Annotated in this window: 24 protein-coding genes; 8 read left to right on the forward strand and 16 right to left on the reverse strand. The window is 72.4% G+C overall.

The window, feature by feature from the left end:
- Positions 1-149: 149 nt before the first annotated feature.
- From MYMAC_RS31920 to modA, 10 genes are all read right to left on the reverse strand, one after another.
- A complete protein-coding gene (locus tag MYMAC_RS31920; RefSeq protein WP_095960796.1) occupies positions 150-1,247 on the reverse strand; it encodes an NAD(P)/FAD-dependent oxidoreductase in 1,098 nt (365 codons plus the stop codon).
- A 237-nt stretch (positions 1,248-1,484) separates the two neighbouring features.
- Positions 1,485-3,263, reverse strand: a complete 1,779-nt coding sequence (locus tag MYMAC_RS31925; protein ID WP_095960797.1) for a fatty acyl-AMP ligase — start codon at positions 3,261-3,263, stop codon at positions 1,485-1,487.
- Positions 3,260-3,541: an acyl carrier protein gene (locus MYMAC_RS31930; protein WP_095960798.1), complete on the reverse strand. Its 282-nt coding sequence runs from the start codon at positions 3,539-3,541 to the stop codon at positions 3,260-3,262. Before MYMAC_RS31930 ends, MYMAC_RS31925 begins: the two co-directional genes overlap by 4 nt.
- Entirely contained in the window at positions 3,534-4,109 is a 576-nt protein-coding gene (locus MYMAC_RS31935) for an isoprenylcysteine carboxyl methyltransferase family protein (protein WP_095960799.1), read from the reverse strand. Before MYMAC_RS31935 ends, MYMAC_RS31930 begins: the two co-directional genes overlap by 8 nt.
- Positions 4,103-5,185: a type III polyketide synthase gene (locus MYMAC_RS31940; RefSeq protein ID WP_095961760.1), complete on the reverse strand. Its 1,083-nt coding sequence runs from the start codon at positions 5,183-5,185 to the stop codon at positions 4,103-4,105. Before MYMAC_RS31940 ends, MYMAC_RS31935 begins: the two co-directional genes overlap by 7 nt.
- A gap of 191 nt (positions 5,186-5,376) precedes the next feature.
- Complete coding sequence (locus MYMAC_RS31945) at positions 5,377-6,993, reverse strand: MXAN_6640 family putative metalloprotease (RefSeq protein ID WP_239989139.1); 1,617 nt, start codon at positions 6,991-6,993, stop codon at positions 5,377-5,379.
- Positions 6,990-7,937 (reverse strand): HmuY family protein, encoded by a 948-nt coding sequence (locus MYMAC_RS31950; RefSeq protein ID WP_239989140.1) that lies wholly within the window; start codon positions 7,935-7,937, stop codon positions 6,990-6,992. The genes MYMAC_RS31945 and MYMAC_RS31950 overlap by 4 nt, the downstream gene beginning before the upstream one ends.
- A 794-nt stretch (positions 7,938-8,731) precedes the next feature.
- Positions 8,732-9,802 (reverse strand): molybdenum ABC transporter ATP-binding protein, encoded by a 1,071-nt coding sequence (gene modC, locus MYMAC_RS31955; RefSeq protein ID WP_095960802.1) that lies wholly within the window; start codon positions 9,800-9,802, stop codon positions 8,732-8,734.
- On the reverse strand, positions 9,799-10,473 hold the full coding sequence (gene modB / locus MYMAC_RS31960; RefSeq protein ID WP_095960803.1) for a molybdate ABC transporter permease subunit: 675 nt from the start codon (positions 10,471-10,473) through the stop codon (positions 9,799-9,801). The genes modC and modB overlap by 4 nt, the downstream gene beginning before the upstream one ends.
- The gene (modA, locus tag MYMAC_RS31965; RefSeq protein ID WP_095960804.1) at positions 10,473-11,231 is read right to left on the reverse strand and encodes a molybdate ABC transporter substrate-binding protein; all 759 of its coding nucleotides are present in this window, start codon (positions 11,229-11,231) and stop codon (positions 10,473-10,475) included. Before modA ends, modB begins: the two co-directional genes overlap by 1 nt.
- 96 nt (positions 11,232-11,327) lie before the next feature.
- On the opposite strand from modA, the gene MYMAC_RS31970 reads away from it, so the two are divergent.
- Both MYMAC_RS31970 and MYMAC_RS31975 read left to right on the forward strand, forming a co-directional pair.
- Positions 11,328-11,846 carry a MarR family winged helix-turn-helix transcriptional regulator gene (locus tag MYMAC_RS31970; RefSeq protein ID WP_013937722.1) on the forward strand — a complete coding sequence of 173 codons (519 nt, stop codon included), beginning with the start codon at positions 11,328-11,330 and terminating at the stop codon, positions 11,844-11,846.
- Positions 11,847-11,961: 115 nt separating this feature from the next.
- Entirely contained in the window at positions 11,962-13,461 is a 1,500-nt protein-coding gene (locus tag MYMAC_RS31975) for a trypsin-like peptidase domain-containing protein (RefSeq protein WP_095960805.1), read from the forward strand.
- Here MYMAC_RS31975 and MYMAC_RS31980 read toward each other — a convergent pair.
- Positions 13,442-14,089, reverse strand: coding sequence for a YdcF family protein (locus MYMAC_RS31980; protein WP_239989651.1), 648 nt, complete (start codon positions 14,087-14,089; stop codon positions 13,442-13,444). The genes MYMAC_RS31975 and MYMAC_RS31980 overlap by 20 nt on opposite strands.
- A gap of 264 nt (positions 14,090-14,353) precedes the next feature.
- Here MYMAC_RS31980 and MYMAC_RS31985 point away from each other — a divergent pair, with 264 nt between their 5' ends.
- Together MYMAC_RS31985 and MYMAC_RS31990 are read left to right on the forward strand one after the other, a co-directional pair.
- The gene (locus tag MYMAC_RS31985) at positions 14,354-14,740 is read left to right on the forward strand and encodes a hypothetical protein (RefSeq protein WP_013937709.1); all 387 of its coding nucleotides are present in this window, start codon (positions 14,354-14,356) and stop codon (positions 14,738-14,740) included.
- A gap of 61 nt (positions 14,741-14,801) precedes the next feature.
- Positions 14,802-15,353 (forward strand): hypothetical protein, encoded by a 552-nt coding sequence (locus MYMAC_RS31990; protein WP_013937708.1) that lies wholly within the window; start codon positions 14,802-14,804, stop codon positions 15,351-15,353.
- A gap of 14 nt (positions 15,354-15,367) precedes the next feature.
- Here the strand turns inward: MYMAC_RS31990 and MYMAC_RS31995 are convergent, their stop codons facing one another.
- The gene (locus tag MYMAC_RS31995) at positions 15,368-16,234 is read right to left on the reverse strand and encodes an endonuclease/exonuclease/phosphatase family protein (RefSeq protein WP_095960806.1); all 867 of its coding nucleotides are present in this window, start codon (positions 16,232-16,234) and stop codon (positions 15,368-15,370) included.
- 214 nt (positions 16,235-16,448) lie between these two features.
- Here MYMAC_RS31995 and MYMAC_RS32005 point away from each other — a divergent pair, with 214 nt between their 5' ends.
- A complete protein-coding gene (locus MYMAC_RS32005) occupies positions 16,449-16,730 on the forward strand; it encodes a hypothetical protein (RefSeq protein WP_239989141.1) in 282 nt (93 codons plus the stop codon).
- Between the two features lie 66 nt (positions 16,731-16,796).
- On the opposite strand, the gene MYMAC_RS32010 is transcribed toward MYMAC_RS32005, so the two are convergent.
- The 3 genes from MYMAC_RS32010 to MYMAC_RS32020 form a co-directional block, all read right to left on the reverse strand.
- The gene (locus MYMAC_RS32010) at positions 16,797-17,438 is read right to left on the reverse strand and encodes an MXAN_6652 family MXYO-CTERM-anchored protein (protein WP_095960808.1); all 642 of its coding nucleotides are present in this window, start codon (positions 17,436-17,438) and stop codon (positions 16,797-16,799) included.
- Positions 17,439-17,509: 71 nt separating this feature from the next.
- Complete coding sequence (locus MYMAC_RS32015; RefSeq protein WP_095960809.1) at positions 17,510-18,232, reverse strand: TetR/AcrR family transcriptional regulator; 723 nt, start codon at positions 18,230-18,232, stop codon at positions 17,510-17,512.
- The gene (locus MYMAC_RS32020; protein ID WP_095960810.1) at positions 18,213-18,887 is read right to left on the reverse strand and encodes a DUF4336 domain-containing protein; all 675 of its coding nucleotides are present in this window, start codon (positions 18,885-18,887) and stop codon (positions 18,213-18,215) included. Before MYMAC_RS32020 ends, MYMAC_RS32015 begins: the two co-directional genes overlap by 20 nt.
- A 167-nt stretch (positions 18,888-19,054) precedes the next feature.
- Here MYMAC_RS32020 and proS point away from each other — a divergent pair, with 167 nt between their 5' ends.
- On the forward strand, positions 19,055-20,506 hold the full coding sequence (proS, locus tag MYMAC_RS32025; RefSeq protein ID WP_204817083.1) for a proline--tRNA ligase: 1,452 nt from the start codon (positions 19,055-19,057) through the stop codon (positions 20,504-20,506).
- A gap of 60 nt (positions 20,507-20,566) precedes the next feature.
- Here proS and MYMAC_RS32030 read toward each other — a convergent pair whose 3' ends face one another.
- Positions 20,567-21,829 carry an adenylate/guanylate cyclase domain-containing protein gene (locus tag MYMAC_RS32030; RefSeq protein ID WP_239989652.1) on the reverse strand — a complete coding sequence of 421 codons (1,263 nt, stop codon included), beginning with the start codon at positions 21,827-21,829 and terminating at the stop codon, positions 20,567-20,569.
- A gap of 110 nt (positions 21,830-21,939) precedes the next feature.
- On the opposite strand from MYMAC_RS32030, the gene thpR reads away from it, so the two are divergent.
- Together thpR and MYMAC_RS32040 are read left to right on the forward strand one after the other, a co-directional pair.
- On the forward strand, positions 21,940-22,497 hold the full coding sequence (gene thpR, locus MYMAC_RS32035) for an RNA 2',3'-cyclic phosphodiesterase (protein ID WP_095960812.1): 558 nt from the start codon (positions 21,940-21,942) through the stop codon (positions 22,495-22,497).
- Between the two features lie 93 nt (positions 22,498-22,590).
- Positions 22,591-23,208 carry a YiiX family permuted papain-like enzyme gene (locus MYMAC_RS32040; protein WP_095961764.1) on the forward strand — a complete coding sequence of 206 codons (618 nt, stop codon included), beginning with the start codon at positions 22,591-22,593 and terminating at the stop codon, positions 23,206-23,208.
- The last annotated feature ends 17 nt before the right edge of the window (positions 23,209-23,225 follow it).

The raw sequence follows: 23,225 nt of genomic DNA on the forward strand, positions 1-23,225 counted from the left end.
CCCGCGCGGCCCGGGCCCTGAGTCCACGTCTCGGCGCGGCAGTGGACCGGGTTTGCGGCCGTCCGGCAACCGGAATGCAATAGCCCCCCGAAGCGCTGCACGACCGGTGTCATCCAACGGCGACTGCGCGAGGACCTCCCGTCCGGCGCTCAGGTCACGATGCCGTGCAGGATTCGCTCGAACAGCCAGGGCGTCTTGCCCAGCAGCCGCACCACGGGGCGGCGCAGCCACGGCCGCCGCGCCAGCATGAGCAACCCTCCCGTCGACCGGGAGTACTTGCGGAAGACACGCTGGAAGCACTGCTCGTAAGGCGCCAGCGACTCCCGCGTGGCGCCCTGGATGAGCGCCTCCGGCAGCAGGTTCCCCAGCGACTCCGCGCACACGAAGGCCAGGGACATGCCCTCTCCGGTAATGGCATCCACGTAGCCCGCCGCGTCGCCCACCAGCGCGAAGCGGTCCGCGATTCTCGCCCGGGACACCCGCGCCAGGGGCCCCGCGCCGCGCGGCTGCGAATCCGTCTCCACGCCCGAAAGCCGCGCCTCCAGCGCAGGGAAGCGGGACAGCAGCGACTCGAAGCTCACGCGTCCCTCCACCACGCCGTCCTCCCAGAGGAAGGCCAGGCCCACGCGCCGCACGCCCGTGGGCGTCACGTAGGCCTCCACGCCCCGCGCGAAGTAGATCTCCACGAAGGGCGTCCACGGCGCGAGGACGAAGTGCCGGCGCAGGCCGAAGCGGCGCGGCCCGGTGGGCTCCACCTCCAAGCCCTCCGCGCGGCGCAGCGGCGAGGCCAGCCCGTCCGCGGCCACCAACATGGCGGCCTCCACGGAGCCCTCCGCCGTCCGCAGGACAACGCCGTTGCCGCTCCGCTGATGGGACAGCACCTGCGTACGCTCACGCAGCTCCACGCCCACCGTGCGTGCCCGGGACACCAGCGCCGACGCCAGCGCCACGCGCCGCACGCCCAACGCGCCCTTGCCTGGGAGCAGCCCCTCCGCCGTGCTGCCATCCTCCTGAACGTAGCGGATGCCCACGAAGGGATGGCTGCCCTGGTCGTCCAGCAATGGCAGGACGCCCAGCCGCTCCATCACCGCCATTCCGGGAGGCAGCAGGCCCTCGCCGCAGGCCTTGTCCACGGGCGCGCGACCGCGCTCCAGCACGACGGTGTTCAACCCGCGCAGCGCGGTGGTGATGGCCACCGCCATCCCCGCGGGCCCGCCTCCCACCACGGCGACGTCATACCGCTTCACGGCGTGGACTCCTTCGGGGCTCGCACTCCCATGACGGCGGGCCTCATACCGGCGCCGGCCTCGCCCGCGCGGACAGCAGCCGCGTGTCCTGCTTCCGGGTGATTCTCGGCGCCGCCGGAACAGGATGACAACGCCTCTCGCGCCGACAGCGACCGCGCGGTGGGCGCCTTCACGCGCCCCCTCGCATGACGCTCGCCGCCAGCGAGCGAGGAGCCCCGCCTCCCACCGCCGCCAGCCTCAGGTGTCGCGCTCCGCGCGAACCATCGCCAGCGCGCTCTTGGCCATCTCCACCGCGAGCCCCACCGCGCCCACCTTCTTCGGCGGCGCCAGCGCTTCCGCCAGATAGCGCCGCAGCGCCTCGGCGCGGCGCAGCTTGCCGCTGGACGTGCGCGGCAACGTCCCCGGCTCCAGCAGCCGCACGGTGTGAGGCCGCACGCCCGTGGCCTCCACCACCACGGTGCGGATGCGCTGCTCGACCACGTCATCCGCCTCGTCCCCTGCGCGCTCAGCCAGGATGAGGAGCGCCTCGTCCTCGCCGCCCTCGGGCGTGAAGCCGAGCGCCACCGCGCAGCCCGTGCGCACGCCCTCCACGTTCTGCAGCGGCTCCTCGAAGGCCTGGGGCGCGTGGTTCGCCCCGCGGATGATGACCACGTCCTTCGCCCGGCCCGTGAGGTACAGCTCACCGTCCGCGAGGAAGCCCAAATCTCCGGTGTCCAGCCACCCGTCCCGCGTCAGCGTCCGGTCCGTGGCCTGCGCGTCCGCGAAGTAGCCGGACATGAGCGACGGCCCCCGCGCGAAGACCCGGCCCACGTGTCGCTCCGCGAGCGGCTCGCCCGCCTCGCCGCGCACCTCCACCTCGAAGCCCGCCACCGGCCTGCCCACGCTCACCAGCTCGCGCGAGCCCTCCGCCACCCGGCCCTCCCGGGCCAGCAGCGCCGCGTCCACCCCCAGCGCGCGAGGCCCCCGGCCCGCCGGCGGGAAGGTGACGGCGAGCGACGCCTCGGACAGCCCGTACACCGGACGCAGCGCCCGCGCGGAGAAGCCCCACCGCTCGAAGCGCCGCGCGAAGCGGCGCAGCGTGTCCGCGGAAACCGGCTCCGCGCCGTTGAGCGCGTGCCGCCACGACGACAGGTCCACGCCCTCCAGCTCCGAGTCCCTCACCCGCTTCAAGCACAGCCCATAGGCGAAGTTGGGCGCGGGCGAGATGTAGGCCCGGTGCCGTGACAGCGCGCGCAGCCACAGCGAGGGCCGCGCGAGGAAGACCTCGGGCGGAATCAGCACCAGGCTGCCCGGGTAGTACAGCGCGGCCAGCAGACAGCCGATGAGCCCCATGTCGTGGTACAGCGGCAGCCAGCTCACGCCCACCCGGGGCACGTCCGGCCCCAGCGGCATCTCCACCTCCAGCGCCGCGACCTGCGCCAGCAGCGCCTCGTGCGTCAGCGTCACCGGCTTCGGGTCCACCGTGGAGCCGGAGGAGAACTGGATGAGCCCCAGCGCGCCGGGCCGCACGGCGGCCTCCAGCACGTCATCGCCCTTGGACACCTCGTCCACCGTGTGACAGCCCAGCCGGGGACGCGCGCGCTCCACGCTGGGCCCCAGCAGCAGCCGCACCCGGCTGTCCGTCAGCACCATCACCGCGCCCGTCACGTGGAGCATCCGCGAGGTGGCGCGGTGGTACTCCTCCAGGCGCCCCAGCCGCACGGGCGGGTACAGCGGCACCGGCACCGCGCCCGCCAGCAACGTGCCGAAGAAGGCGTCCATGAAGGCCGGCGACGTGGGCAGCAGCAAGGCCACCCGGTCGCCCTCGCGCACGCCCAGCCGCGCCAGCCCCGCCGCGGTCCGCTTCGCCCGGCGGTACACCTCCGCCCAGGGCAGGGACACCTCGCGCTCGGCCGCGTCCACGAAGGTGAGGCCCAGCGGGGACGTGGTGCCCGTGGCCGCGAGCGCCGCGTTCACCGTGGCGTGCCTCCGAGCCGGCAGCGCCGGCCCCACCAGCCGCGAGCCCGCGTCCGTCACGGGAGGGCCTCCTCCGCCACGGGCTCCGCCGGCGCCGCGACGCGCCGAGCCACCAGCCTGGCCAGGTCCCCCACCGTGCGCACGCCCTGCGCATCCTCTTCGGACAGCCGGATGCGGAAGCGATTCTCCAGCCCGACCGCCAACACCGTGAGCCCCAGGCTGTCCAACTGGAGGTCGCGCACCAGGTCCTGTCCCGGCTCGACCGCGCCCTTCCACTCCAGCTCGTCGGTGACGATGCGGTGAATCTCCGCCAGGACCTCCAGTTCGGGCTCAGCCACGTGGCACCTCCGGGATGAAGCGGGGACGGTGGGAGAACGCCTGCGCGTATACCTCACCCAGCGCCGCCTCCTCCGCGCGGATTCGCACGTAGAGCAGCGCCGCGTTGCCCACCGAGAAGACAAGGGCCGTCCACCACGCACCATGGATGAGCGGCACGCACGCCAGTTCCAGCACCACCGCGACATAGTTGGGATGGCGCAGGAAGCGATAGGGCCCGCCCGTCACCGGCGCCAGCCCCGGCACCACGATGATGCGCGAGTTCCACCGGTCGCCCAGCGTGGCGATGGCCCAGTACCGCAGCCCCTGCGCCAGCACCGCGCCCGCCAGCGCCGCCCAACCCCACGCGCCCGGGAAGCCGCGCCGCAGCCCGAACACCTCCGCCACGCACGCCACCAGGAACAGCGTGTGGAACACCACCATGAAGCGGTAGTGCCGCTGCCCCGTCTCCACGCCGCCCCGCGCGAAGGCCCGGGCGGCGTTGCGATTGGAGAGCACCAGCTCCACCAGCCGCTCCACGACGAGCGCGGCCATGAAGCCCAGGAAGAGGGCCTGGGTGGAGGTCACCATCGCAGCAGCACCATCTCCGCGCCGAAGCCCGGCCCCATGGCCATCATCACGCCCCAGTCCCCCGGCTGCGCCTGGACCTGCTCCAGCGTCTCGCCCAGCACGAAGAGCACCGACGCGGAGGACAGGTTGCCCACCTCGCGCAGGGAGGCCCACGAGCGCGCGAGCGTCGCGGGCGCCAGCTCCAGCGCCTCCTCGAAGGCCTCCAGCACCTTGGGGCCGCCGGTGTGCGCCACCCAGTGCCGGATGTCCTGGCGCTTCAGGCCGTGCGCCTCGAGGAAGCCGTCCACGTTGCCGCGGATGTGGTCCTTCACCAACCCCGGCACCTTGGCGGACAGCACCACCTTGAAGCCGGTGTCCACCACGTCCCAGCCCATGATGCGCTCGGTGTCCGGGTAGAACACGGAGCGCGACGCCACCACCCGCGGCCCCTGGCCCCCCGGCGCCGCCGCGCCCCGGAGCACCGCGCACGCGGCGCCGTCACCGAAGAGGCCGGAGGCGATGATGTTCGGGATGGACAGGTCCTCGCGCTGCAACGTGAGCGAGCACAGCTCCACGGCGATGACCAGCGCCGTGTGCTCCGGGAAGCCGCGCAGGTAGTCCGCCGCCCGCGCCACGCCCGCCGCGCCCGCCACGCACCCCAACCCGAAGAGCGGCGTGCGCTTGAAGTCCTCACGCAGGCGCAGGCGGTTGGCCAGCCGCGCGTCGATGCTGGGCGTGGCGATGCCCGTCACCGTGACGAAGAAGACGTGGTCCACGTCCCGCGGCGTCAGCTCCGCCGCCTCCAGGGCCTTTCGCGCCACCGTCTCCCCCAGCTCCGTGGCCGAGCGAATCCAGGCGTCATTGCGCTGCTGGAACGTCACCAGTGAGGGGTAGTCCTCCAGGGGCCGCGCCAGGTGCCGTCCGCCCACCTGCACCGCGCGGTGCAGGTCCTCCAACCGCTCCAGGTTGAAGTGCCGCGTGGCCCACAACTCACGGAACGCGGCGATGAGCTGCTCCTGGCTGGCGTAATGCGGCGGCAGCGCCCGCCCCACGGCGCGGATGAAGGGCGAGCGGTCCTGGCCTGAGGCACTGAGCATGGTGTTCCCGGTCATTCGCGGCGGTGGAGAGTGGACGCATAATCGGAGATAGCGTCCAACGCGATACGGGATGTTCCCGCTTCAGCCGCCTTCGTGCACCTCTCGCGCCTGACTGTCACGCGGATGACGCCCACGCCGGCACCGTCGAACAAATCCGCCCGGGCCATGCACAAGCATTGAACGAACCTTGCTCAGCGCCGGACGAAGGCGGCCACCAGCAGCAGGAGCAGGGCCCACGACAACCCGCCCGACGCGGACGAACAGCCACAGCCGCCTTCGTCGGGCGGTGGAGGCTCGCCCGGCCCGGCACCACCGTCCGGGTCACCTCCGGTGCCCGCGTCCACGCCGCCATCCGGCGCACCGATGACGCCACCGTCCGGGTCGCTCCCGGTGCCGGCGTCCGCCCCACCATCGGGGTCGCTCCCGGTCCCACCGTCCGGGTCTGGCGGGGGGGCGCCCACGCAGGTCGCCCCGGAGTCCTCGCCGGAGATGCACAGCCGACCGTAGCGGCCCACGCCTTCGAGCCGTCCATCCACCACCGCGACGATGACGTGTGTCGCGTCCCCGGCGTCCACGCGGGCCGACAGGCTCCCCGCGCCATCCGCGCGCGAGACGCGCAGCACCTGCGTCGGTGTCACCGCGGCCACCAGCAGGTGGACGGCGGGGGAGTCCACCCCCGGGGTGGGTTCAAAGGACGCCGTGACGGAGGGCGCGCCACCCTCCACCTCGAAGTAGCGCGTCGACGCGGCCGCCACCCGCACGGAGGGCTCCGACACCGGCAGCGCGCGAGCGGCGACGGTCAGCGGCGCGTAGCCCGCGCCATGCTCATACCCCGCGCCCCGCGGCCGGCGCGCCCCGGTGGCCAGGTTCCACAGCGCGAACTCGGCGAAGGCGGTGTCGAAGTCGGCGCCCCAGTCGCGTCGCAGCGCCGTCTCCACCAGCACCGGCCAGCGGACCGACGGCGTCACGATGCTCGCCTCCCACAGCGCGCGCACCACGCCATCCCCGAAGCGCTCGCCCAGGAACTGGAAGTAGATGCCCGTGCCATAGCTGAAGGACACCGCGGGCCCTTCCGGGTCCAGCACCAGGGTGCGGTCCGGACGCGACAGGTACGCAGCGGTGAAGCGCTCCAGGTCATCCAGCGCGGGCCGGTAGCGCTCACTGGCCCAGACCGCGGTGCCTTCCGAAGCCACGCTGCCCAGCCCCGGGTGATAGGCGGCCTGCACCGCGTGGAAGAACTCGTGGCTGGCCAGGATGTCCACCGCCTCCTCGTAAGAGGGGTAGCTGTAGCCCGCGAAGTCGTTCTCCTGGAGCATGTGCCCGGTGCACCGCGACGCCTCCTCCAGACAGCCGTCCAGCCGGAAGGCGCCGTCAGCGACTCCGCCGAAGTCCACCAGGTACACGTCGAAGCGGCCGTCGCCGCCGTTGTCGCTCCCCACCCAGCCGTCACCCGGCGGCAGGCGGAAGCCCAGCCCTTCGTAGAAGACGGCGACGCGGTCATACGCGGCCGCCACCGTCTCCACCGCGTCCGGAATACCGCTCCCGTCCGAGTCCGCCGCCGGCACGGCGTTGGAGCCCGACCGGGAGAAGTGGATTCGGAAGAGTCCCCCAGGGGACACCACCGACTCCACCGCCTCGCCCTCGTCGAAGCGCGGCGGCATCGCCGAGGGCGAGGTGGGGCGCGCTCCCGCTTGCATCCCCGCCTCCCACGTCACGAACGCGTCGTGACGCTCGTGCGGTTCACGCGGAGCCTGCTGGACAGGCCCACACCCGAAAGGGAGCAGCAGGAGCAGCGCCCGGAGCCTCATGGCAGGAAGGCCCACTTCACGCGGAGCTGACCCGAGCCGCTCGGCACACCCGACGGCAGCTCGTTGTTCGCGTTGCAGTGCTCCTGCACGGGCACGTCGTAATAGGACGTCACCTCGAACTTCACGTGACGGCCGTCGGCCAGACTGATGATGAAGACCTCCCCCGTCATCCGCACGCAGCCCTCGTAGGCCCAGAAGCTGCTCAGCGCCATCGTCGGGCCGGCGAGGCCCGAGTTATCCGGGAGGAACTCACACGCGTCGGTGAACCAGGCGTCCGACTGGAAGGTCAGGTCCGCGGGCACGGCGTTCACGGTCTCGAAGCGGGTGCCCATGGGCAACCGCGCCACGCCGACGCAGGACGGGCCGGACGTTCCGCCGTTCACCCGGATGTAGTAGCGGCGGAACGCGATGTCCCAGCCCGGGTCACCCAGCGACGTCTGGTCATCGATGCTGACCCGGGACAGGCCCTCGGGCGTGAAGCGGGCGTAGGTGTAGGACTGGTTCACCGAGAGGCCACCCGCGCGGGCGTCGATGTAGGAACGGAACTCGCCCGCGGGCGCCTCCTCCTCGTACATCGGCGACGTCGACGGCGTGGTGAGCAGGTTCAGCCGGTCGATGCTCTGCTCGCTGCAGGGCACGTCGCTCTGGCACAGCGGCTCGGTGCCCGCGTCCGGCTCCGGCTCGGTGCCCGCGTCCGGCTCGGGCTCGGTGCCAGCGTCCGGCTCGGGCTCGGTGCCCGCGTCAGGCTCCGGCTCGGTTCCAGAGTCCGGCGTCGGGTTCGTCCCGGAGTCCGCCGTCTGCCCCGCGTCAGGCACCGGGGTGGGGTCCTCCTCGGACGAACCACAGTTCACCAACAGGGCCAGCGCCATCGCCACGGCGGCCAGCACCCACAGGCCCTGCTTGCCGGCCTTCGTGTGCATCGCTTCTTCGGTGTGAGTCTTCATCAACGGCCCTCTCCCTCGAATGGTGCGGAGCCGGAGACCACCGACGGCCAGGACAGGACGCACACGTCGCTGTGCCATTCCGGCCTCCGCGCGTGGCACCCTAGTTGATAACGATTCTCATATTCAATATTTAGACAGCAGATTCTTCGTCGTTTGGGAGCACCCATGCATGAGGTGCCCGCAGTCCTGGCGAACACCCTGTGCCCTGGTTCGCGAAGCCCACCGCGTCACCCAGGCGGAGTGCCGCCGAGGTGGCCCCGGTCACCGAGGACTGGCCGAGGCTGGTGGGCCTGCCATAGACGGCCGTGGTCCGCCCGGGCACGCGCGGACGCCATGGTCATGTCGCGCGAGGAGCTGCTCGAAAGGCGCGGCTTCGCGAAGCGCGACGTGCGCAGCAAGGCCTACTGGGCGGACGGCAAGCGGGGCCGCTGATCGCGCGGCTCAGGTGCGCTGAGCGAAGGAGCCGTCGCAGTGGGCGCCCCCTCAGCGGGGTCGCCCCAACGGGGCCCTCGCGCCGGGGGGGCGGAGCCGGTTCCGGAGCTCGCTGTTTGGAAATGTCGGGGGTTTTGCGCCGCGAAATGTCCCGACATTTCCGGACAGCGAGCTCCTCAAGTGTGCCCCGGCCCGCCTGGCGTCTCGCCTCATGGCGCCCGTGATTCACGGACGTCGATGCGCGCTCGGCACGTGTGAGCGGCCAGCGCCTCGCAGACGACCCGCTGGCCAGGCTCAAGGAAGCGGCGGCACCTTCACTCAGCAGCCTCCGCCTGTTCGCTTCATCCGCACGCCGCCATGAGTCAGCGCAGCCGGCGGCACGCGGAGGTCTTCACCGCCAGGAACACTCGCGCGCCGGGCGCCACGCCCAGCTCCCGCACGGAGGCGGACGTGAGCCACACCACCCAGCGCACGCCCGCCACCTCCACGGTGGCCGCGTCCTCGCCCTCCGCCACGGGCTCCACCTTCACCACCGTGCCCGTCATGACGTTGCGCGCGGAGACGCCCGTCAGCGGTTGGATGGACAGCAGGATGTCCGCGGCCGGCACGGCATAGGCCGCGCGCGCGCCGGCGCCCAGCGCGGGCGAGTCCGGCACCCACAGCGTCAGCCCGCCCTGCACGCGCAGCCGCAGGCCGCCACCCTCCGGGCGCTCCAGGACGCCTTCGAGGATGTTCTCCTCCCCTTCGGCCTCACCGGCGAGCACGCCTCGCGCCGCGGCGCCCAGGACTTCGGCCGCGGGCCCGGCCGCGCGCACCCGGCCCTGTTCGAGCAGCAGCGCCTCGCGGGCCAGCACGCGCGCTTCCCCCAGTTGGTGCGTGACGTAGAGCATCGGCACGCGGGCCTCGTCGCGCACGCGCAGCAGGTACGGCAGCACGCGCTCCTTCAGCGCGACATCCAGCGCGGCGAGCGGCTCGTCGAGCAGCAACAACGCCGGGTCCGTGGCCAGCGCCCGCGCCAGCGCCACGCGCTGCTTCTCGCCTCCGGACAGCGTGGCCGGGTAGCGGCGCAGCAGCGGCGCCAGCTCCAGGAGCTCCACGGCCTCATCCACGCGCGAGGCGCGCCCCGGCCGCACGCCGAAGCGCACGTTCTGCTCCGCCGTGAGATGCGGGAAGAGCAGCGCGTCCTGGGGCACGTAGCCCATGCGGCGCTGCTCGGGCGGCACGTCGATTCGGGCGGCGCTGTCCAGCAGCACGCGCCCGTCCAGCACCACCCGGCCCCGGGCCCCGGGCCGCAGCCCCGCGAGCACCTCCAGCAGCGACGTCTTCCCAGAGCCCGAGCGCCCCATCACCGCCACGGACGCGCCGTCGAGCCGCGCGTCCACCTCCAGGGTGAAGCGCGCCAGCGGCAACCGGAGGTCCAACGCCAGGCTCACGCGCGCACCCGCTGCCCACGGCGCCGCGTCACCACCTCCGTCGCGAACACCGCCACGAACGCGAGCAGCGCCGCCACGCCCGCCAGCCGCAGCGCCTCCGCGTCCCGCCCGAGCTGCGTGCGCTGGAAGATGGCCAGGGACAGCGTCTGCGTGCGGCCTGGGATGTTGCCCGCCACCAGCACCGTGGCGCCGAACTCCCCCAGCGCGCGGGAGAACGCCAGCAGCGCGCCCACCAGCACGCCGCGCCAGGCCAGCGGCAACGTCACGCGGAAGAAGGCCCGCGCGCGCGAATCGCCCAGCGTGCGCGCCACCGCCACCAGCCGGGGGTCCACCTCCTCGAAGCCCGACCGCGCCGAGCGCACCAGCAGGGGAAACGCCATCACCGCGCTCGCCAGCACCACGGCCTTGGGCGTGAAGACGACCTCCACGCCCCACGCGTCCAGCACGCGGCCCAGCGGGCCGTGACGGCCCAACAGCTCCAACAACACCAGGCCCACCGCCGTGGGGGGCAGCACCAGCGGCAGCGTCAGCACCGTCTCCACCACGCCCTTGCCCGGGCCGTCCCAGCGCGCCAGGGCGTACGCCACCGCGAGCCCCGGCGGCAGGATGAGCAGGGTGGCCAGCGCCGCCACCCCCACCGTGAACACCACCAGCGCCGTGATGCCCTCCATCAGGGGACCCGCGCCCCCGGCACGCCGAAGCCGTGCCGCGCGAAGACCTTCCGGGCCGCGTCCGTCTGGAGGAAGCGCACGAACGCCCGCCCGCCCGCCAGCGCGCCGCCCTTCGTCAGCACCGCCGCCGGGTACACGATGCGCGGCACGTCCTGCTCGGGCACCTGGAAGGCGATGCGCGCGCGCCTCGAGTGCGCCGCGTCCGTGGAATACACCACGCCCGCGTCCACGCGCCCCGTCTCCACCGCCGCCAGCGCGGCGCGCACGTCGAGCGCCGGAACCACCTTCGGCGTCAGCGTCTCCCAGAGCCCCGCCTTCACCAGCCACGCCTTCGCGTACACGCCCGCGGGCACCGCCTCCGGGTCCGCCAGCGACAGCCGCTTCACCCCGCGCAGCCCCTCGGCGGACGACGGCGCCGTCTTCGCGTCCACTGGCACCACCACCACCAGCCGGTTGGACAGCAGGTCCACGCGCGTGGAGGGCGCGACCAGCCCCGCCTTCTCCACCACGTCCATCTGCGCCACGTCGGCGGACAGGAACACGTCCGCGGGCGCTCCCGCCACGGCCTGACGCGCGAGGACACTGGAGGCCCCCAGCGCGAACTCCACCGTGTGGCCCGTGGCCCGGGTGAAGGCCGGCGCCAGCGCCTGGAGCGCGTCCGTGGTGCTCACGGCCGCGAACACCAGCACCTTCTCCGCCCAGGCGGACGAGCCCGCCAACAGCACGAAGACGGCGCAGAGCAGGGACAGATGACGCATGGCGTAGCACCTCGTTTATCAGGACAACCGGCGAGGCATTGTCGTCGGGTCCGAGTCCGTCAGGTCAACGGATTGACCCGCTCATGCGGGGCCGCTATGGGATACTCCGTGTCACGGAAATTCCACAAAGAGGATGAAGACGTTTCCGAGGACCTGGAGAAGCTCCAGAACCTGCTCCTCGCGCTGGGCCGGCGCAGCTCGCTCCGTGACCCCATCGCCAGCATGTGTGAGCAGCTCCAGTTCACGCCCCCCCAGGTCCACGCCATCCTCTGGTTGGGGCAGGACGGCCCGCTCACCATGGGGGAGCTGGCGCGCAGGCTGGGTGTCACGGAGAAGACAGTCACGGGCGTGGTGGACCGGCTGGAGCGGCAGGGGCACCTGCTGCGGGAGCGCAGCGCCACCGACCGCCGCGTCGTCCACTGCCACCTCACGGAGGAGGGGCAGTCGACCTGGGGGCGGCTCAACCGCGTGGTCGTCCATGGAATGCACCAGTTCCTGGGCATCCTGGACGCGGGGGACCGCAAGGCCCTCTTCCGCATCCTGGAGAAGCTGTTGAAGCGCATGGGCGACCCAACCACGCCCGCGCCGCCCGCCCCGCGCGAACGCACGGGCTGAGCAGGCCCTGTCCCGCGCGTCCGCTCCGCGAGCTGCCTGACAGGCCCCATGCCCGGAGGGTCAGGCCCCCGCGCTCCACGCGGCGGTCGCAGCTTGCCAGAGGGGGAGGACGGCGATGATGGGACGCACGCGCGGGGTGGCGTTGGGGGTGCTGCTGGGCCTGGTGGCCTGCCGGAAGGACGCGGAGGAGCCACCTGCTCCCACGGCGCCCCCGGCGGAGCAGCAGGCCCCGGCCCCCAAGCGCTCCACGCTGCCCTCCGGACGCGCCGTCGCGCTCGCCTCCGTCGCCCCGTTGGTGGCGTCCGTGAGCCCGGCCGTCGTCAACGTGGAGGTGCGGCTGGGCGCCCCGACGCCCGGCGAGCTGAACGAGCTGCCCTGGGGTGGTGGCCTCCCCTTCGACGGGCCCCCCTCCCCCTTCGACAGCCCCGCCCCTTTCGGCCCACCCATGCGTGAAGGCATCGGCTCCGGCTTCATCATCGACGCCAAGGGGTTGGTGCTCACCAACCACCACCTGGTGGAAGGCGCGGAGGAGATTCAGGTGCAGCTCGCGGACGGACGCGACCTGGAGGCGCGCGTGCTGGGCTCCGACCCGCTCACCGACGTGGCGGTGCTCCAGCTCGAACGCCCGGACGGCGCGAAGCCGCTCCCCGTGGTGCGGCTGGGGGACTCGGATGCGCTGCGCGTGGGGGACTGGGTGGTGGCTATCGGCAATCCCTATGGCCTGACGTCCAGCACCAGCCTGGGCATCCTCGCCGCGAAGGAGCGCGACATCGAGGCGGGCCCCTTCGACGACTTCCTCCAGACGGACGCCGCCATCAACCCGGGCAACTCCGGCGGCCCGCTGTTCAACCTGAAGGGCGAGGTGGTGGGCATCAACACCGCCATCGCCGGCCAGGGCGCGGGCATTGGCTTCGCGGTGCCCAGCAACCTCGTCAAATCGCTGCTGCCCCAGTTGGAGAAGAAGGGCACCGTCACCCGGGGCTGGCTGGGGCTGCTGGTGCAGGACATGACGCCCGACCTGGGCGAGGCGCTGGGCGTCCCGGTGCGCGAGGGCGCCGTCGTCACCGACGTCACCGAGGAGACCGCGGCCGCCCGGGCTGGCGTGCGGCCGGACGACGTCATCGTCGCCGCGGATGGGCAGCCCATCGACTCGGCGGGGGCGCTCACGCGGCTGGTGGCGCAGAAGGCCCCCGGCACGGAGCTCACGCTGGCCCTCTACCGGGACGCGAAGAAGCGCGACGTGAAGGCGACGCTGGGGGAGCGGCCCGACCTGGAGGGCGTCGCCGTGAAGGCGCCCTCCGTCGGAGGCTCGCAGCGCCCCGCCGAGCATCGGGTGGGCCTGAGCCTGATGGACATGGACCCGGCGCTGGCGGAGGCCCAGGAGCTGCCTCCCGAGGGGGCGCTGGTGACGGAGGTGGCCCCCGCCTCCATGGCCGAGCACGCCGGCCTGCTGCCGGGCATGGTGGTGGTGGAGGTCGCGAACCGGCCCGTGCGCGGCGCGCAGGACGTGGTGACGGCGCTGCGGAAGGCGAAGCCGGGTGAGGCCGTGCTGCTCCGCGTGGCGCTCCCGGGCGGCGCGCTGGAGCTGCACGCGCTCACGGTGCCGGAGGAGTGACGTCCGGCGCGCGGGCCAGCAGCACACGGGGATGCACGAGCAGGGCGATGGCCTCGCGCACCGTCCAGTAGAAGCGGTCCACCGGGTCCAGGTTGCGCTCGGTGTCCAGCGCCGGGCTCGTCTCCACTTCCCAGCCCTGCAGCCGGAAGTGGTTGCGCGCGCGCAGCAGGTGATACGGGTCCGACACCACCACCACGCGCCGCGCGCCCAGGCCTCGCAGCAGCGCCGCGGTGAGCCGGGCATTGTCCTCGGTGGAGTGGCTGTCCTCTTCGAGGATGCACGCCTCCTCCGGGACGCCCATCCGCGTCGCCAGCGCCCGCATGACGCGCGCCTCGGAGGGCGGATTCACGCCCACCCCACCGGAGAAGACGAGCCGGGGCGCCACGCCGCGGTGGTACAGCGCCACCGCGTGCTCGGTGCGAGCGAGCAGCGCCCCGGAAGGAAGGCCGCCCGGCAGCACGCGCGCGCCCAGCACCACCAGCACGTCCGCGGACGTCGCGCGGTCCCGCTGGCCGAAGCGGTCCACCCACCAGGCGAGCCCGAAGACGCCACACGTCAGCACCCCGACGCCGGCCATCAGGAGCCGGGTGAGGCGCGCGGTGCGCGGGGTGAGTGACAAGGGGGCCACCCGCGTCACGGTAGCCCGAAGCCGCTCCGGCGCCACGGCGCAATCCGCGCATCCGCCCCTGGGCGACGCCGCCAGGGCCCGCGCTCCGCCGCGATGGTGGCCGGCGAGCACCGCCGGCGTGGCGAGCCCTGGAAGCGGCGGCGCGTCGCCCGTCTGGACCCGCCGCTTCCGCGCCGCGTCGTGACGGGGCGCGTGTGCGAGCTGACACGCGGGGCCGGGCGCACTGGACGCGGCCCCATGGGGTGCGCTCCAATCAGCCGGGTGATGACTCCCGAAGACGCGACGAAGGCCTTGTCGGACGCGGAGCTGGTGCCCTGCGCGGAGATGGCGCTGATGGACGCGCGGCGGCTGGTGGACGCCTGCCTGGGCGCGGACGTGCCGGCGCTGGTCCACCGCGAGGCGTGCAGCAAGCCGGGCTGCAGCCCGAAGTTCCAGGTGCTGGTGCGCCCCGAGGACGGCCCTCGCGTGGCCGCCCTGCTCCAGCAGCGGTGGATGGACAGCATCGAGCGCGAAGGCCTGGTGCCCATGGGCCGCACCGCCGCCCCGGCCGCGCCCATCGCCGAGGACGGCGAGCCCCCCTGCCCGGCCTGCGGCACCGCCGCGCCGCTGGTGGAAGGCGCCTGTAGCGACTGCGGCCTTCAGCTCGACTGAGGAATCCGCCCCGCGAACCCAGACGCGGAGCTCCCGCTCACCCTCCCGTGGAGGAACGTCGATGGAAGTCAAAGGTGTCGCCTTCCTGGCCCGGCAACAGTTGATGGTGCAGTCCCACGGGGAGGCGGCCTGGAAGGCGTTCCTCACCGAATTCGCGCAGAAGGAGCCCTTCTTCGCCAAGCCGGTGATGCCGGTGTCGCGCATGCCGGCGGAGGCCTTCCTCAAGCTCAACGACGCGCTGCTGGCGCGCTTCTACGACAACAACCCGAGCGCCTGGTGGCAGTTCGGCGTGAAGTCCGCCGAGTACGCCCTGGGCCAGGGCCAGCTCAAGGCGATGTTCAGCCAGGGTGACTTCCGCCGCTTCCTGCTGTTCACCCCCGGCATCTGGAAGGGCTACTTCACCGAAGGCGACCTCAGCGTCATCCCCGGTGAGGGCCACACGGACCTGCGCATCACCCACGTGCCCCGCCCGCACCCCTACTTCGAGCTCTCCGTCATGGGCTTCGCCCACGGCGGCCTGGTGTACCTGGGCGCGCAGGACCTCCAGCACCAGGTGCTCAAGGGCTTCACCCGGAACGACAACGAGGTGCTGTACCGCTTCAACGTGGGCTGAGGCCCGCGCCTCGCTCAGGGCGCGGTGCCGGCGGCGGCCGAGCGCTCCGCCACCACCGGTGCGGCCTCCGGGTTCAACCGGAGGTCCGCCACCACGGGGTAGTGGTCGGACGCGTCCACGCGCAGCACGCGGCTGGACACGGGCGTGAAGGCATCACACGCCAGCACGTAGTCGATGCGCAGCGTGGGCAGGAAGAGCGGCAGCGGATAGGTGCCGCCCACGGTCCCCGTGTCGGCGACGACGTCTTGCAGGCCGCGCCGCAGCAGCCGCGTGGAGCGCGAGTCCGGCCCGTCGTTGAGGTCCCCCATCAACACCTTGGGCCGCGAGTCCCGCGCCAGCAGCCCGGCCACGTAGGCGCTCTGCCGCACGCGCGTGCCCCCATTGAAGGGCCGGCGGATGAGGTGCGTGAGGTAGACGCTCACCTCGCGTCCGTCCACGTCCACCACCGCGTGGGCCAGCGTGCGAGGCTCCGCGCCGCGCGGCACCGGCAGCGGATACTGCGCCAGCGCCTCCAGCGGGAAGCGGGACAGCACGGCGATGCCGTAGGCGCCTCCGAACAGGTCCGTGGTGCGGAAGTGGGCGCGGTACTTCAAGCCGGTGAGGCGGGACAGCTCCTCCGTCTGGTCCAGGCCGCGCGCCCGGGTGGAGCCCACGTCCACCTCCTGCAAGGCGACGACATCCGGCACCGCGGCGCGAATCACGTGGGCCACGCGCTCCAGCCCACGGACCCCGGATTGGATGTTGAACGTCATCACCCGCAGCTCCCCCGGCGCGCGTCGCACGGTGTCGACAGGCGTGGTGGAGGCATGGAGGCCAGGGCCGGTCGCACACGCGAGCGGCCCCATCAGGAACAGGATGGGGAGGAGGCGGCGGAGGCTCATGTCGGGAGGGGCGCGATGTTAGGCCCCGCCCCGCGGCCCTGTCGCCTCGCCCCCACAGGCTCGCATGGTGGGCGGGCGGCCAGGCGGCGGTTCAGGGAGCAGGGCGGCGAGGCCGCGTCCGCCCTCCACCGGGGGGGCCCGACCCGGGAGCCCGCCCGCCTCCGGCCCGCCCCGCCCTTCCCCCTGCTCCAGGCGACGCCCAACCTGTTTCCTCATGGAAACGACACTGGCATCCGATTCGTCTGGCCGGGCTCGCTGGGGCGCGTGGGCGCTGACGGCGATTCCCGCGGCCCTGCTGCCCGTCGGCCTCCTGAGCTACCGGGCCCGGCGACGACGGGCGCGACGCCCAGCGCCCCTGCGCAGCACCCTGGGCCTGGGCCTGGTGTCCCTGGCCATCCTGCGGCTGGCGGGCAACTCCCGGCGGAAGGGACGCGTACCGCCCTTCAGCGCCTTCCTGCCGGAAGAGTTCTCGGCCTCGGTGGCCTCCGGTCACTGACGGCGCGTTCGCACCCCGGAGGCTCGCGTCAACAACAGGGCCCCAGCGTCCTGAAGGACGGAAGGCCTACGGGGCCTGGCGGCGGCGGCGCAGGCGGGTGCCGAGCAGCATCAGGGCCGCGCCCACCAGCGGGACGCCCCCCGCAGCGGCGCAACCGCCGCCTTCGTCGTCCCCACCCTCGTCACCACCACCGCCCGTGCTGCTGCCCACGGTGACCTGGAGCGTGGTGGTCGCGGAGGAGTCACCCTGCTCGGTGCCGTTCTGGTTCACCGAGTTGCCCGCGCCATACAGGGTGACGGTGCCGGGGGTGGACGGGGCCACCAGGGTGAAGTCGAAGCGGGCCTCGCCGTTGGAGAAGGCCCGGATGCCGTTGTGCGTGAGCTCCCCGCTCATCTTGGTGGAACCCGGCCCCGCGTTGAGCGTGCCGCCATTGTCGCTCACCGCGACGTTGAAGCCCGCGCCGGAGGCCGGACCGCCCCGGACGATGAACGTGTAGTTGCCGGTGGCGCCCGGCGCCAGCGTGGTCGGACCTTGGATGGTCACCGTGGGCGACCCGCCGCCGCCGGTGTGGCACGACGCACAGGTGAGGCTCGAACCCTGCTTGCCACTGTGCCCACTCATGCCGACAGAGCTGGCGAACGCAGAACCGGAGACGAGGCACGCCGACACGACGCCGACAACCCCGAGAGATGCAAGGTACGACCGCATGAAGCCTCCAAAAAGAACGACGGGAAGGAGGCACCCTACATAGCGCGCCCCACCCGTCCTTCACAGCCACCCTATTGGCCGCTACTGCGCAGCAATACCGCACAGGCTTCGTCACGGAGCTGGGACAGGGTGAAGCGCGTCCCCACGCCGGAGTGCTCCAGTCCGGCCCCCAGCGAAAGCACCCCGTGCGCCACGGTCCACGCCAGGTTGGCCAGCCGACGCGGCTGGAGCCCCGGGGCCAGGCGACCCGCGCGCGCGTCCGCCTGCAGCCGGGCCTCCAGCACGTCATTGAGCTGTCCACTCAGCGCCAGGATTCGCGACTGGTGGGCCTCCGAGAGCCGCCCCATCAACTGGGGCCACAGATAGACGACGCGGAAACCGTCCAGGTCATCCGTGTACAAATCCACCCGGGCCCGCACCAGCGCGGCCAGGGCCTCCACCCCGCTGGCCGCGGCCGTCACCGCCGCCTCCAGCACCTTCACCTCGCGCGCCAGCCCCTCCACCGCCAACGCGCCGACGAGGTCCTCCTTCGAGCGGAAGTAGTAGAAAAGGGAAGGCTTGCTCAGGTCCGCCTCCGCCGCCACGGCCTCCAGGGTGAGCCCCAACACGCCGCCCCGGACCAACACCGCCCGCGCGGCGACGAGGATGTCTTGACGGCGGCCCTCCTGGCGCCGCGCCTTCCGGGCCTCGCGCTCGGAGCGCCCCGCGGCGGGCGCGGGCGCGGCGGTGGGCGGCGCGCGGCGGCGTCCGGGCGGGGGCTTGCGGCCACCGCCGCTAGAACCGGGCGAAGGCATTCCGCACCGCCTCCTGAGCGCCCTGCTCCACCACGTCACCGTGGCACACCACCACGCGCGCCACGTCCCACGCCTGGGCGCGGGCCAGCGACGCGCGCACGGCCTGCCGGTCCTTGACGACGGAGCGGGCCAGCAGCGAGGGCGCCAGCCGCTGCCACGCGCCGCTCAGCTTCAGGTACACGCGGGTGAACCACGAGCCGGTCCGGTGCACGTTGAACGCCAGGTCCGTGACGAACAGCGTCCGGCTGGGACGGTGGAAGAAGAGCACCTCGTCCACCCTGGGCATCCCCCGGACGAGCACCTGGTCCAGCACGCCGGCCCAACCGGCCTCCGCCGCGTCCCCCAGCGCCACGTCGATGCGCAGGTCCGGCCGTTTGCCCTGGAGCGCCGCGGGCGCGGCGACCTTCGCGTCCGGGTAGGCCGCCGCCCAGTCCCGCACGTGCAGGTGGTGCATCAGGTTGGGCGCCACCAGGAAGCGCACCGGCCCCAGCGCGTCCACCGCCGCCCGCGCCTCTGGACCGAAGCGGACGGGCGAGTGGAGCCACAGCCCCCCATCCGGCAGCCGGACGGCCGTCATCCGCCCCCCCAGGTCCATCGGCCCGACACGGAACTCCACCGACAGCGCGTACACGTCCTCGGCCACCTGGCGAAACATGACTGCCTCCCGGAAGCGGATTCAACCGCCACTCATTATTCTGACCAACGGTCGAAAAATGCAATCCCGTCTTCGAAGGGAGCCGGCGTCCGGACGACGCAGGGGGTGACGGGGCCGTTGATTTCCGGGTGGCCCCGGCGTAGGCAACCGTCCTCTTTCCACGACTTTTGAAGGGTGCTCCGCACATGGCCGAGAAGCTCACGCCCCGCGAGAAGGGCTTTTCCGAGTGGTACGTCGACCTGGTCCAGAAGGCGAAGCTCGCCGACTACTCGGACGTGAAGGGCTGCATGGTCATCCGGCCCAATGGCTATGCGCTGTGGGAGAACATGCAGCGCGTCCTGGACACGAAGTTCAAGGACCTGGGCCACAGGAACGCGTACTTCCCGCTGCTCATCCCGGAGAGCTACCTGAAGAAGGAAGCTGAGCACGTGGAGGGCTTCAACCCGCAGCTCGCCGTCGTCACCCACGCGGGCGGCTCCAAGCTGGAGGAGCCCTACGTCATCCGGCCCACCAGTGAGACCATCATCAACCGCAGCTTCTCCAAGTGGATCCAGAGCTACCGGGACCTCCCGCTGCTCCTGAACCAGTGGGCCAACGTGATGCGCTGGGAGATGCGCACGCGCCTGTTCCTGCGCACCACCGAGTTCCTCTGGCAGGAAGGCCACACCTGCCACGAGACCGAGGAGGACGCGGAGAAGGAGACCCGGCAGATGCTGGAGGTCTACCGGTCCTTCGCCGAGGACTACATGGCGATGCCCGTGCTGACCGGCCAGAAGTCGGAGTCCGAGCGCTTCGCCGGCGCGCTGCGCACCTACAGCATCGAAGCGATGATGCAGGACAAGAAGGCGCTGCAGGCCGGCACCAGCCACAACCTGGGCCAGAACTTCGCCAAGGCCTTCGACACCCAGTTCCAGGGCCGCGACGGCAAGCAGCACTACGTGTGGCAGACGTCCTGGGGCGTGTCCACGCGCCTCATCGGCGGCCTCATCATGACCCACTCGGATGACGCCGGCCTCATCGTCCCGCCGAAGCTGGCGGCCACGCACGTGGTCATCATCCCCATCTTCGGCAAGGCCACCGACGAAGAGAAGACGCAGGTGCTGGAGAAGACGAACGCGCTGGCCGCGGACCTGCGCAAGGCGGGCCTGGGCGTGGTGCTGGACGACGACGTGAACAAGAGCCCGGGCTTCAAGTACAACGAGCACGAGCTCATCGGCACGTGTCTGCGCATCGAGCTGGGGCCCAAGGACCTGGCGAAGAACTCCTGCGTCATGGTCCGCCGCGACGTGCGCCAGAAGGAGTTCGTGTCCCTGGACGAGGCCGTGTCCAAGGCCCAGGCCATGCTGGACGCCATGCAGAAGGACCTGTTCACCAAGGCCAAGGCCTTCCGCGACTCGCACACCTTCGAGGTCAACTCCTACGAGGAGCTGAAGGAGAAGGCGGACCAGGGCTTCCTGCTGGCGCACTGGAACCTGGACCCCAAGGTGGAGGCGCGCATCAAGGAGGAGACGGGCCTGACCACGCGCTGCCGTCCCTTCGACCTGAAGCAGGAGCCGGGCAAGTGCGTCGTCACCGGCGAGCCCTCGCCGGGCCGCATCGTGTTCTCCAAGGCGTACTGAGCCACACCCGCGGCAAGGCCGGCGGTGAGGCCTGACCTCGCCCACCGCCGGGCGCCGCGCTCAGCCCGCCTCGAGCAGCCCCGCCTTGCGCGGCACGAAGGTGGCGACGGGCTCCGCCTTCCCCGCCACCGGCAGGGGCGCCGCCGGCTCGAACTGGAAGGCGCCGCCGCAGCGCTCCTGCGTGGCGCCTGACACGAGCATGGCGACGCCCACCTTCTTGGTGAGCCCCTCGATGCGGCTGGCCAGATTCACGGCGTCGCCAATCACGGTGTACTCGCGCCGCTGCGCGCTGCCCACGTCCCCCACCACCACGCGCCCGGTGTGGATGCCAATGCCGATGCGCAGCGGCTCCTCGCCCCGGCGGGCGCGCTCGGCGTTGAGGGACTCCAGCGCCTCCAGCATGGCCAGCCCGCAGGCCACGGCGGCCTGGGGGTGTCCCGGCAGCTCCAGCGGCGCGCCGAAGTACGCGAGGATGCCGTCGCCAATGAACTTGTCGAGCGTCCCGCCGTGGCGGAACACCACCTCCACCATGCGCGACAGGTACTCGTTGAGCAGTGCGACGACGTGCGGGCTCTCCATGCGCTCGGACATGGAGGTGAAGCCGCGGATGTCGGAGAAGAGGAGCGTCACCTCGCGGTGCTCGCCGCTGCCCGCCTCGGTGCCACGCTCCGCGATTTGACGGGCCACCTCGGGGGAGAAGTAGCGGCCCAGCCGTTCGCGCTGCACCTCCTCCTGCGCCACCTCCTTCACCAGCCCCATCACCTGCCGGCCAATGAAGGACGCCGCCAGCGCCGCCAGCGTCAGCACCAGGACCATGCCGGAGAGGAACGTGTCGGGTGGCAGCCGGGCTTGAAACAGGAGCCAGCCCTCCAGGCCAATGGCCAACGCCGTGGCCAGCGCCACGTAGCGGCGCGACAAGGTCAGCAGCGCCACGATGACCACCAGGGAGATGTACACCCCCAGCGTCAACAGCGCGGTGGTGCCCGGTGACGCCGAGCCCTGGAGGGAGAGCCACTGGAGGAAGCAGACGGCGGGCATGTCGATGAGCGTCACGCCCAGCGCGGGCCTCCGCCCCAACGCCGGCAGGCGCCGCGCCCCCAGCCACAGCCCACAGGCCAGCAGCACGTAGACGGCCAGCGCCCGCGAAGGCACGCGCCAGTCGTCCAGCCAGCCCACCAACAACCAGGTCGCCGTGCCCGCCACGCGGACCCGGTTGAGCCATTCCCCCACCTGCGCTCGCCAACCGTTCAGCCGTTTCTGGAGCGTCTCATCGACGTGGAAGCGCTTCGGCATCGGCCCTGGACGGTAGCCCAGCCGCTTCACCGCCTCCAATCCGGCCTCCGCGCCGGGAAGCCACGGGGGTGTCCCGGCCGTATGCTGAAGAGGCGCCGACGGGTGGTGTCTCCCGTCCACGCCGTCAGGAGCCACGCGCCATGCGCTTGTTCACCGCCGTCACCCTGGGAGCCGACCTCGAAGCGCGCACCGCCCGGGAGCTGCACCGGCTGCGGCCCCTGGCCCCCCAGGCCCGCTGGGTGAAGCGGGAGGGCCTCCACCTCACCCTCGTCTTCCTGGGGGACGTGGAGGACGCACGCCTGCCCTCCCTCCGCGAGGCCCTGGAGCCCCTGGGCGCCCGTCACGCGCCCTTCACGCTGTCCGTGGCCGGTGGTGGCGCTTTCGGCGCGCCGGCCCACCCGCGCGTGCTCTGGGCCGACGTGCGCGGCGCCACGGAGGCGCTGAAGGCCCTGCAGGCGGAAGCCGCCCAGGCGCTCCAGCCGCTCGGCTTCGAGCCCGAGCATCGTGAGTACACCGCGCACCTCACCCTGGCCCGCGCCAGGAACCCGCGGGGCGACGCCGCGCTCCTCGCCTGCGTCCAGGCGCTGAAGGAGTCCTCGCTGGGAGAAGGGCGCGTGGACCGGCTGGTGCTCTTCGAGAGCAAGGGCGGTCACTACCTGCCGCGGGTGGAGGTGCCCCTCACCCTCGAATCGGCGTAGCGGCGCGTCCCGCCTCGGGGCAGGCAGGCAGGCTGGCATCCCGGCTGCATTCCTCCCGCGTGAACGCAGCCAAAGGCCTGAAAGGACATGTCGATGCGATGGTGGGTCATGTGGATGGTGTGGCTGGGCGCCCTCAACGCGGCCGCCGCGCCACGGGAAGGCCTGGAGGCCCGGTTGCAGACGGGGGACATCGTCCTCCACACCTCGCGCTCCTCGCAGTCCCGGGCCATCCAGAAGGCCACCCAGAGCCCCCTGTCCCATGTGGGCATGGTGGAGGTGACCGAGGACGGCGCCTGGGTCGTCGAGGCCGTGCAGCCGGTGCAGCGCATCCGGTTCTCGAAGTGGAAGGCCCGGGGGCTCAAGGGCGGCATCCTCGTCCTTCGGCCCCAGGCGCTGACGGCGGCGCAGCGCCAGCGGGCGGTGACGTCGGCCAAGGCCCACCTGGGCAAGCCCTATGACTGGCGCTTCGGCTGGGGGGATGAGGCGATGTACTGCTCGGAGCTGGTGCGCAAGGCCTACGCCCAGGGCGCGGGCGTGGCGTACGGGAAGATGGAGCGGCTGGACTCGCTCCGCGTGAAGGGCCTGGAGCAGCAGCTCCGCGAACGGTACGGAAAGCGGGTCCCCCTGGATTTGGAGCTGGTGACCCCCGCCAGCATCGCCGCGGATGTACGCCTGGAGGTGGTCCACTCCGACTTCCCGTCCGTGAGGTAGGCGCGGGCGGCGCGCGA

The sequence above is a fragment of the Corallococcus macrosporus DSM 14697 genome (assembly GCF_002305895.1).
Lineage (GTDB): Bacteria > Myxococcota > Myxococcia > Myxococcales > Myxococcaceae > Myxococcus > Myxococcus macrosporus.

What these genes read in the sequence shown, in the direction of transcription:
- MYMAC_RS31995 (WP_095960806.1), bottom strand. Translation starts at nt 16,234, where the DNA reads ATGAGCCTCCGCCGCCTCCTCCCCATCCTGTTCCTGATGGGGCCGCTC.
- modA (WP_095960804.1), bottom strand. Translation starts at nt 11,231, where the DNA reads ATGCGTCATCTGTCCCTGCTCTGCGCCGTCTTCGTGCTGTTGGCGGGC.
- MYMAC_RS31940 (WP_095961760.1), bottom strand. Translation starts at nt 5,185, where the DNA reads ATGCTCAGTGCCTCAGGCCAGGACCGCTCGCCCTTCATCCGCGCCGTG.
- MYMAC_RS31950 (WP_239989140.1), bottom strand. Translation starts at nt 7,937, where the DNA reads ATGAAGACTCACACCGAAGAAGCGATGCACACGAAGGCCGGCAAGCAG.
- modB (WP_095960803.1), bottom strand. Translation starts at nt 10,473, where the DNA reads ATGGAGGGCATCACGGCGCTGGTGGTGTTCACGGTGGGGGTGGCGGCG.
- MYMAC_RS32010 (WP_095960808.1), bottom strand. Translation starts at nt 17,438, where the DNA reads ATGCGGTCGTACCTTGCATCTCTCGGGGTTGTCGGCGTCGTGTCGGCG.
- MYMAC_RS31990 (WP_013937708.1), top strand. Translation starts at nt 14,802, where the DNA reads ATGGAAGTCAAAGGTGTCGCCTTCCTGGCCCGGCAACAGTTGATGGTG.
- MYMAC_RS31935 (WP_095960799.1), bottom strand. Translation starts at nt 4,109, where the DNA reads ATGGTGACCTCCACCCAGGCCCTCTTCCTGGGCTTCATGGCCGCGCTC.
- MYMAC_RS32020 (WP_095960810.1), bottom strand. Translation starts at nt 18,887, where the DNA reads ATGTTTCGCCAGGTGGCCGAGGACGTGTACGCGCTGTCGGTGGAGTTC.
- MYMAC_RS31945 (WP_239989139.1), bottom strand. Translation starts at nt 6,993, where the DNA reads ATGAGGCTCCGGGCGCTGCTCCTGCTGCTCCCTTTCGGGTGTGGGCCT.
- thpR (WP_095960812.1), top strand. Translation starts at nt 21,940, where the DNA reads ATGCGCTTGTTCACCGCCGTCACCCTGGGAGCCGACCTCGAAGCGCGC.
- MYMAC_RS31970 (WP_013937722.1), top strand. Translation starts at nt 11,328, where the DNA reads ATGGGATACTCCGTGTCACGGAAATTCCACAAAGAGGATGAAGACGTT.
- MYMAC_RS32005 (WP_239989141.1), top strand. Translation starts at nt 16,449, where the DNA reads ATGGAAACGACACTGGCATCCGATTCGTCTGGCCGGGCTCGCTGGGGC.
- MYMAC_RS31975 (WP_095960805.1), top strand. Translation starts at nt 11,962, where the DNA reads ATGATGGGACGCACGCGCGGGGTGGCGTTGGGGGTGCTGCTGGGCCTG.
- MYMAC_RS31985 (WP_013937709.1), top strand. Translation starts at nt 14,354, where the DNA reads ATGACTCCCGAAGACGCGACGAAGGCCTTGTCGGACGCGGAGCTGGTG.
- MYMAC_RS32040 (WP_095961764.1), top strand. Translation starts at nt 22,591, where the DNA reads ATGCGATGGTGGGTCATGTGGATGGTGTGGCTGGGCGCCCTCAACGCG.
- MYMAC_RS32015 (WP_095960809.1), bottom strand. Translation starts at nt 18,232, where the DNA reads ATGCCTTCGCCCGGTTCTAGCGGCGGTGGCCGCAAGCCCCCGCCCGGA.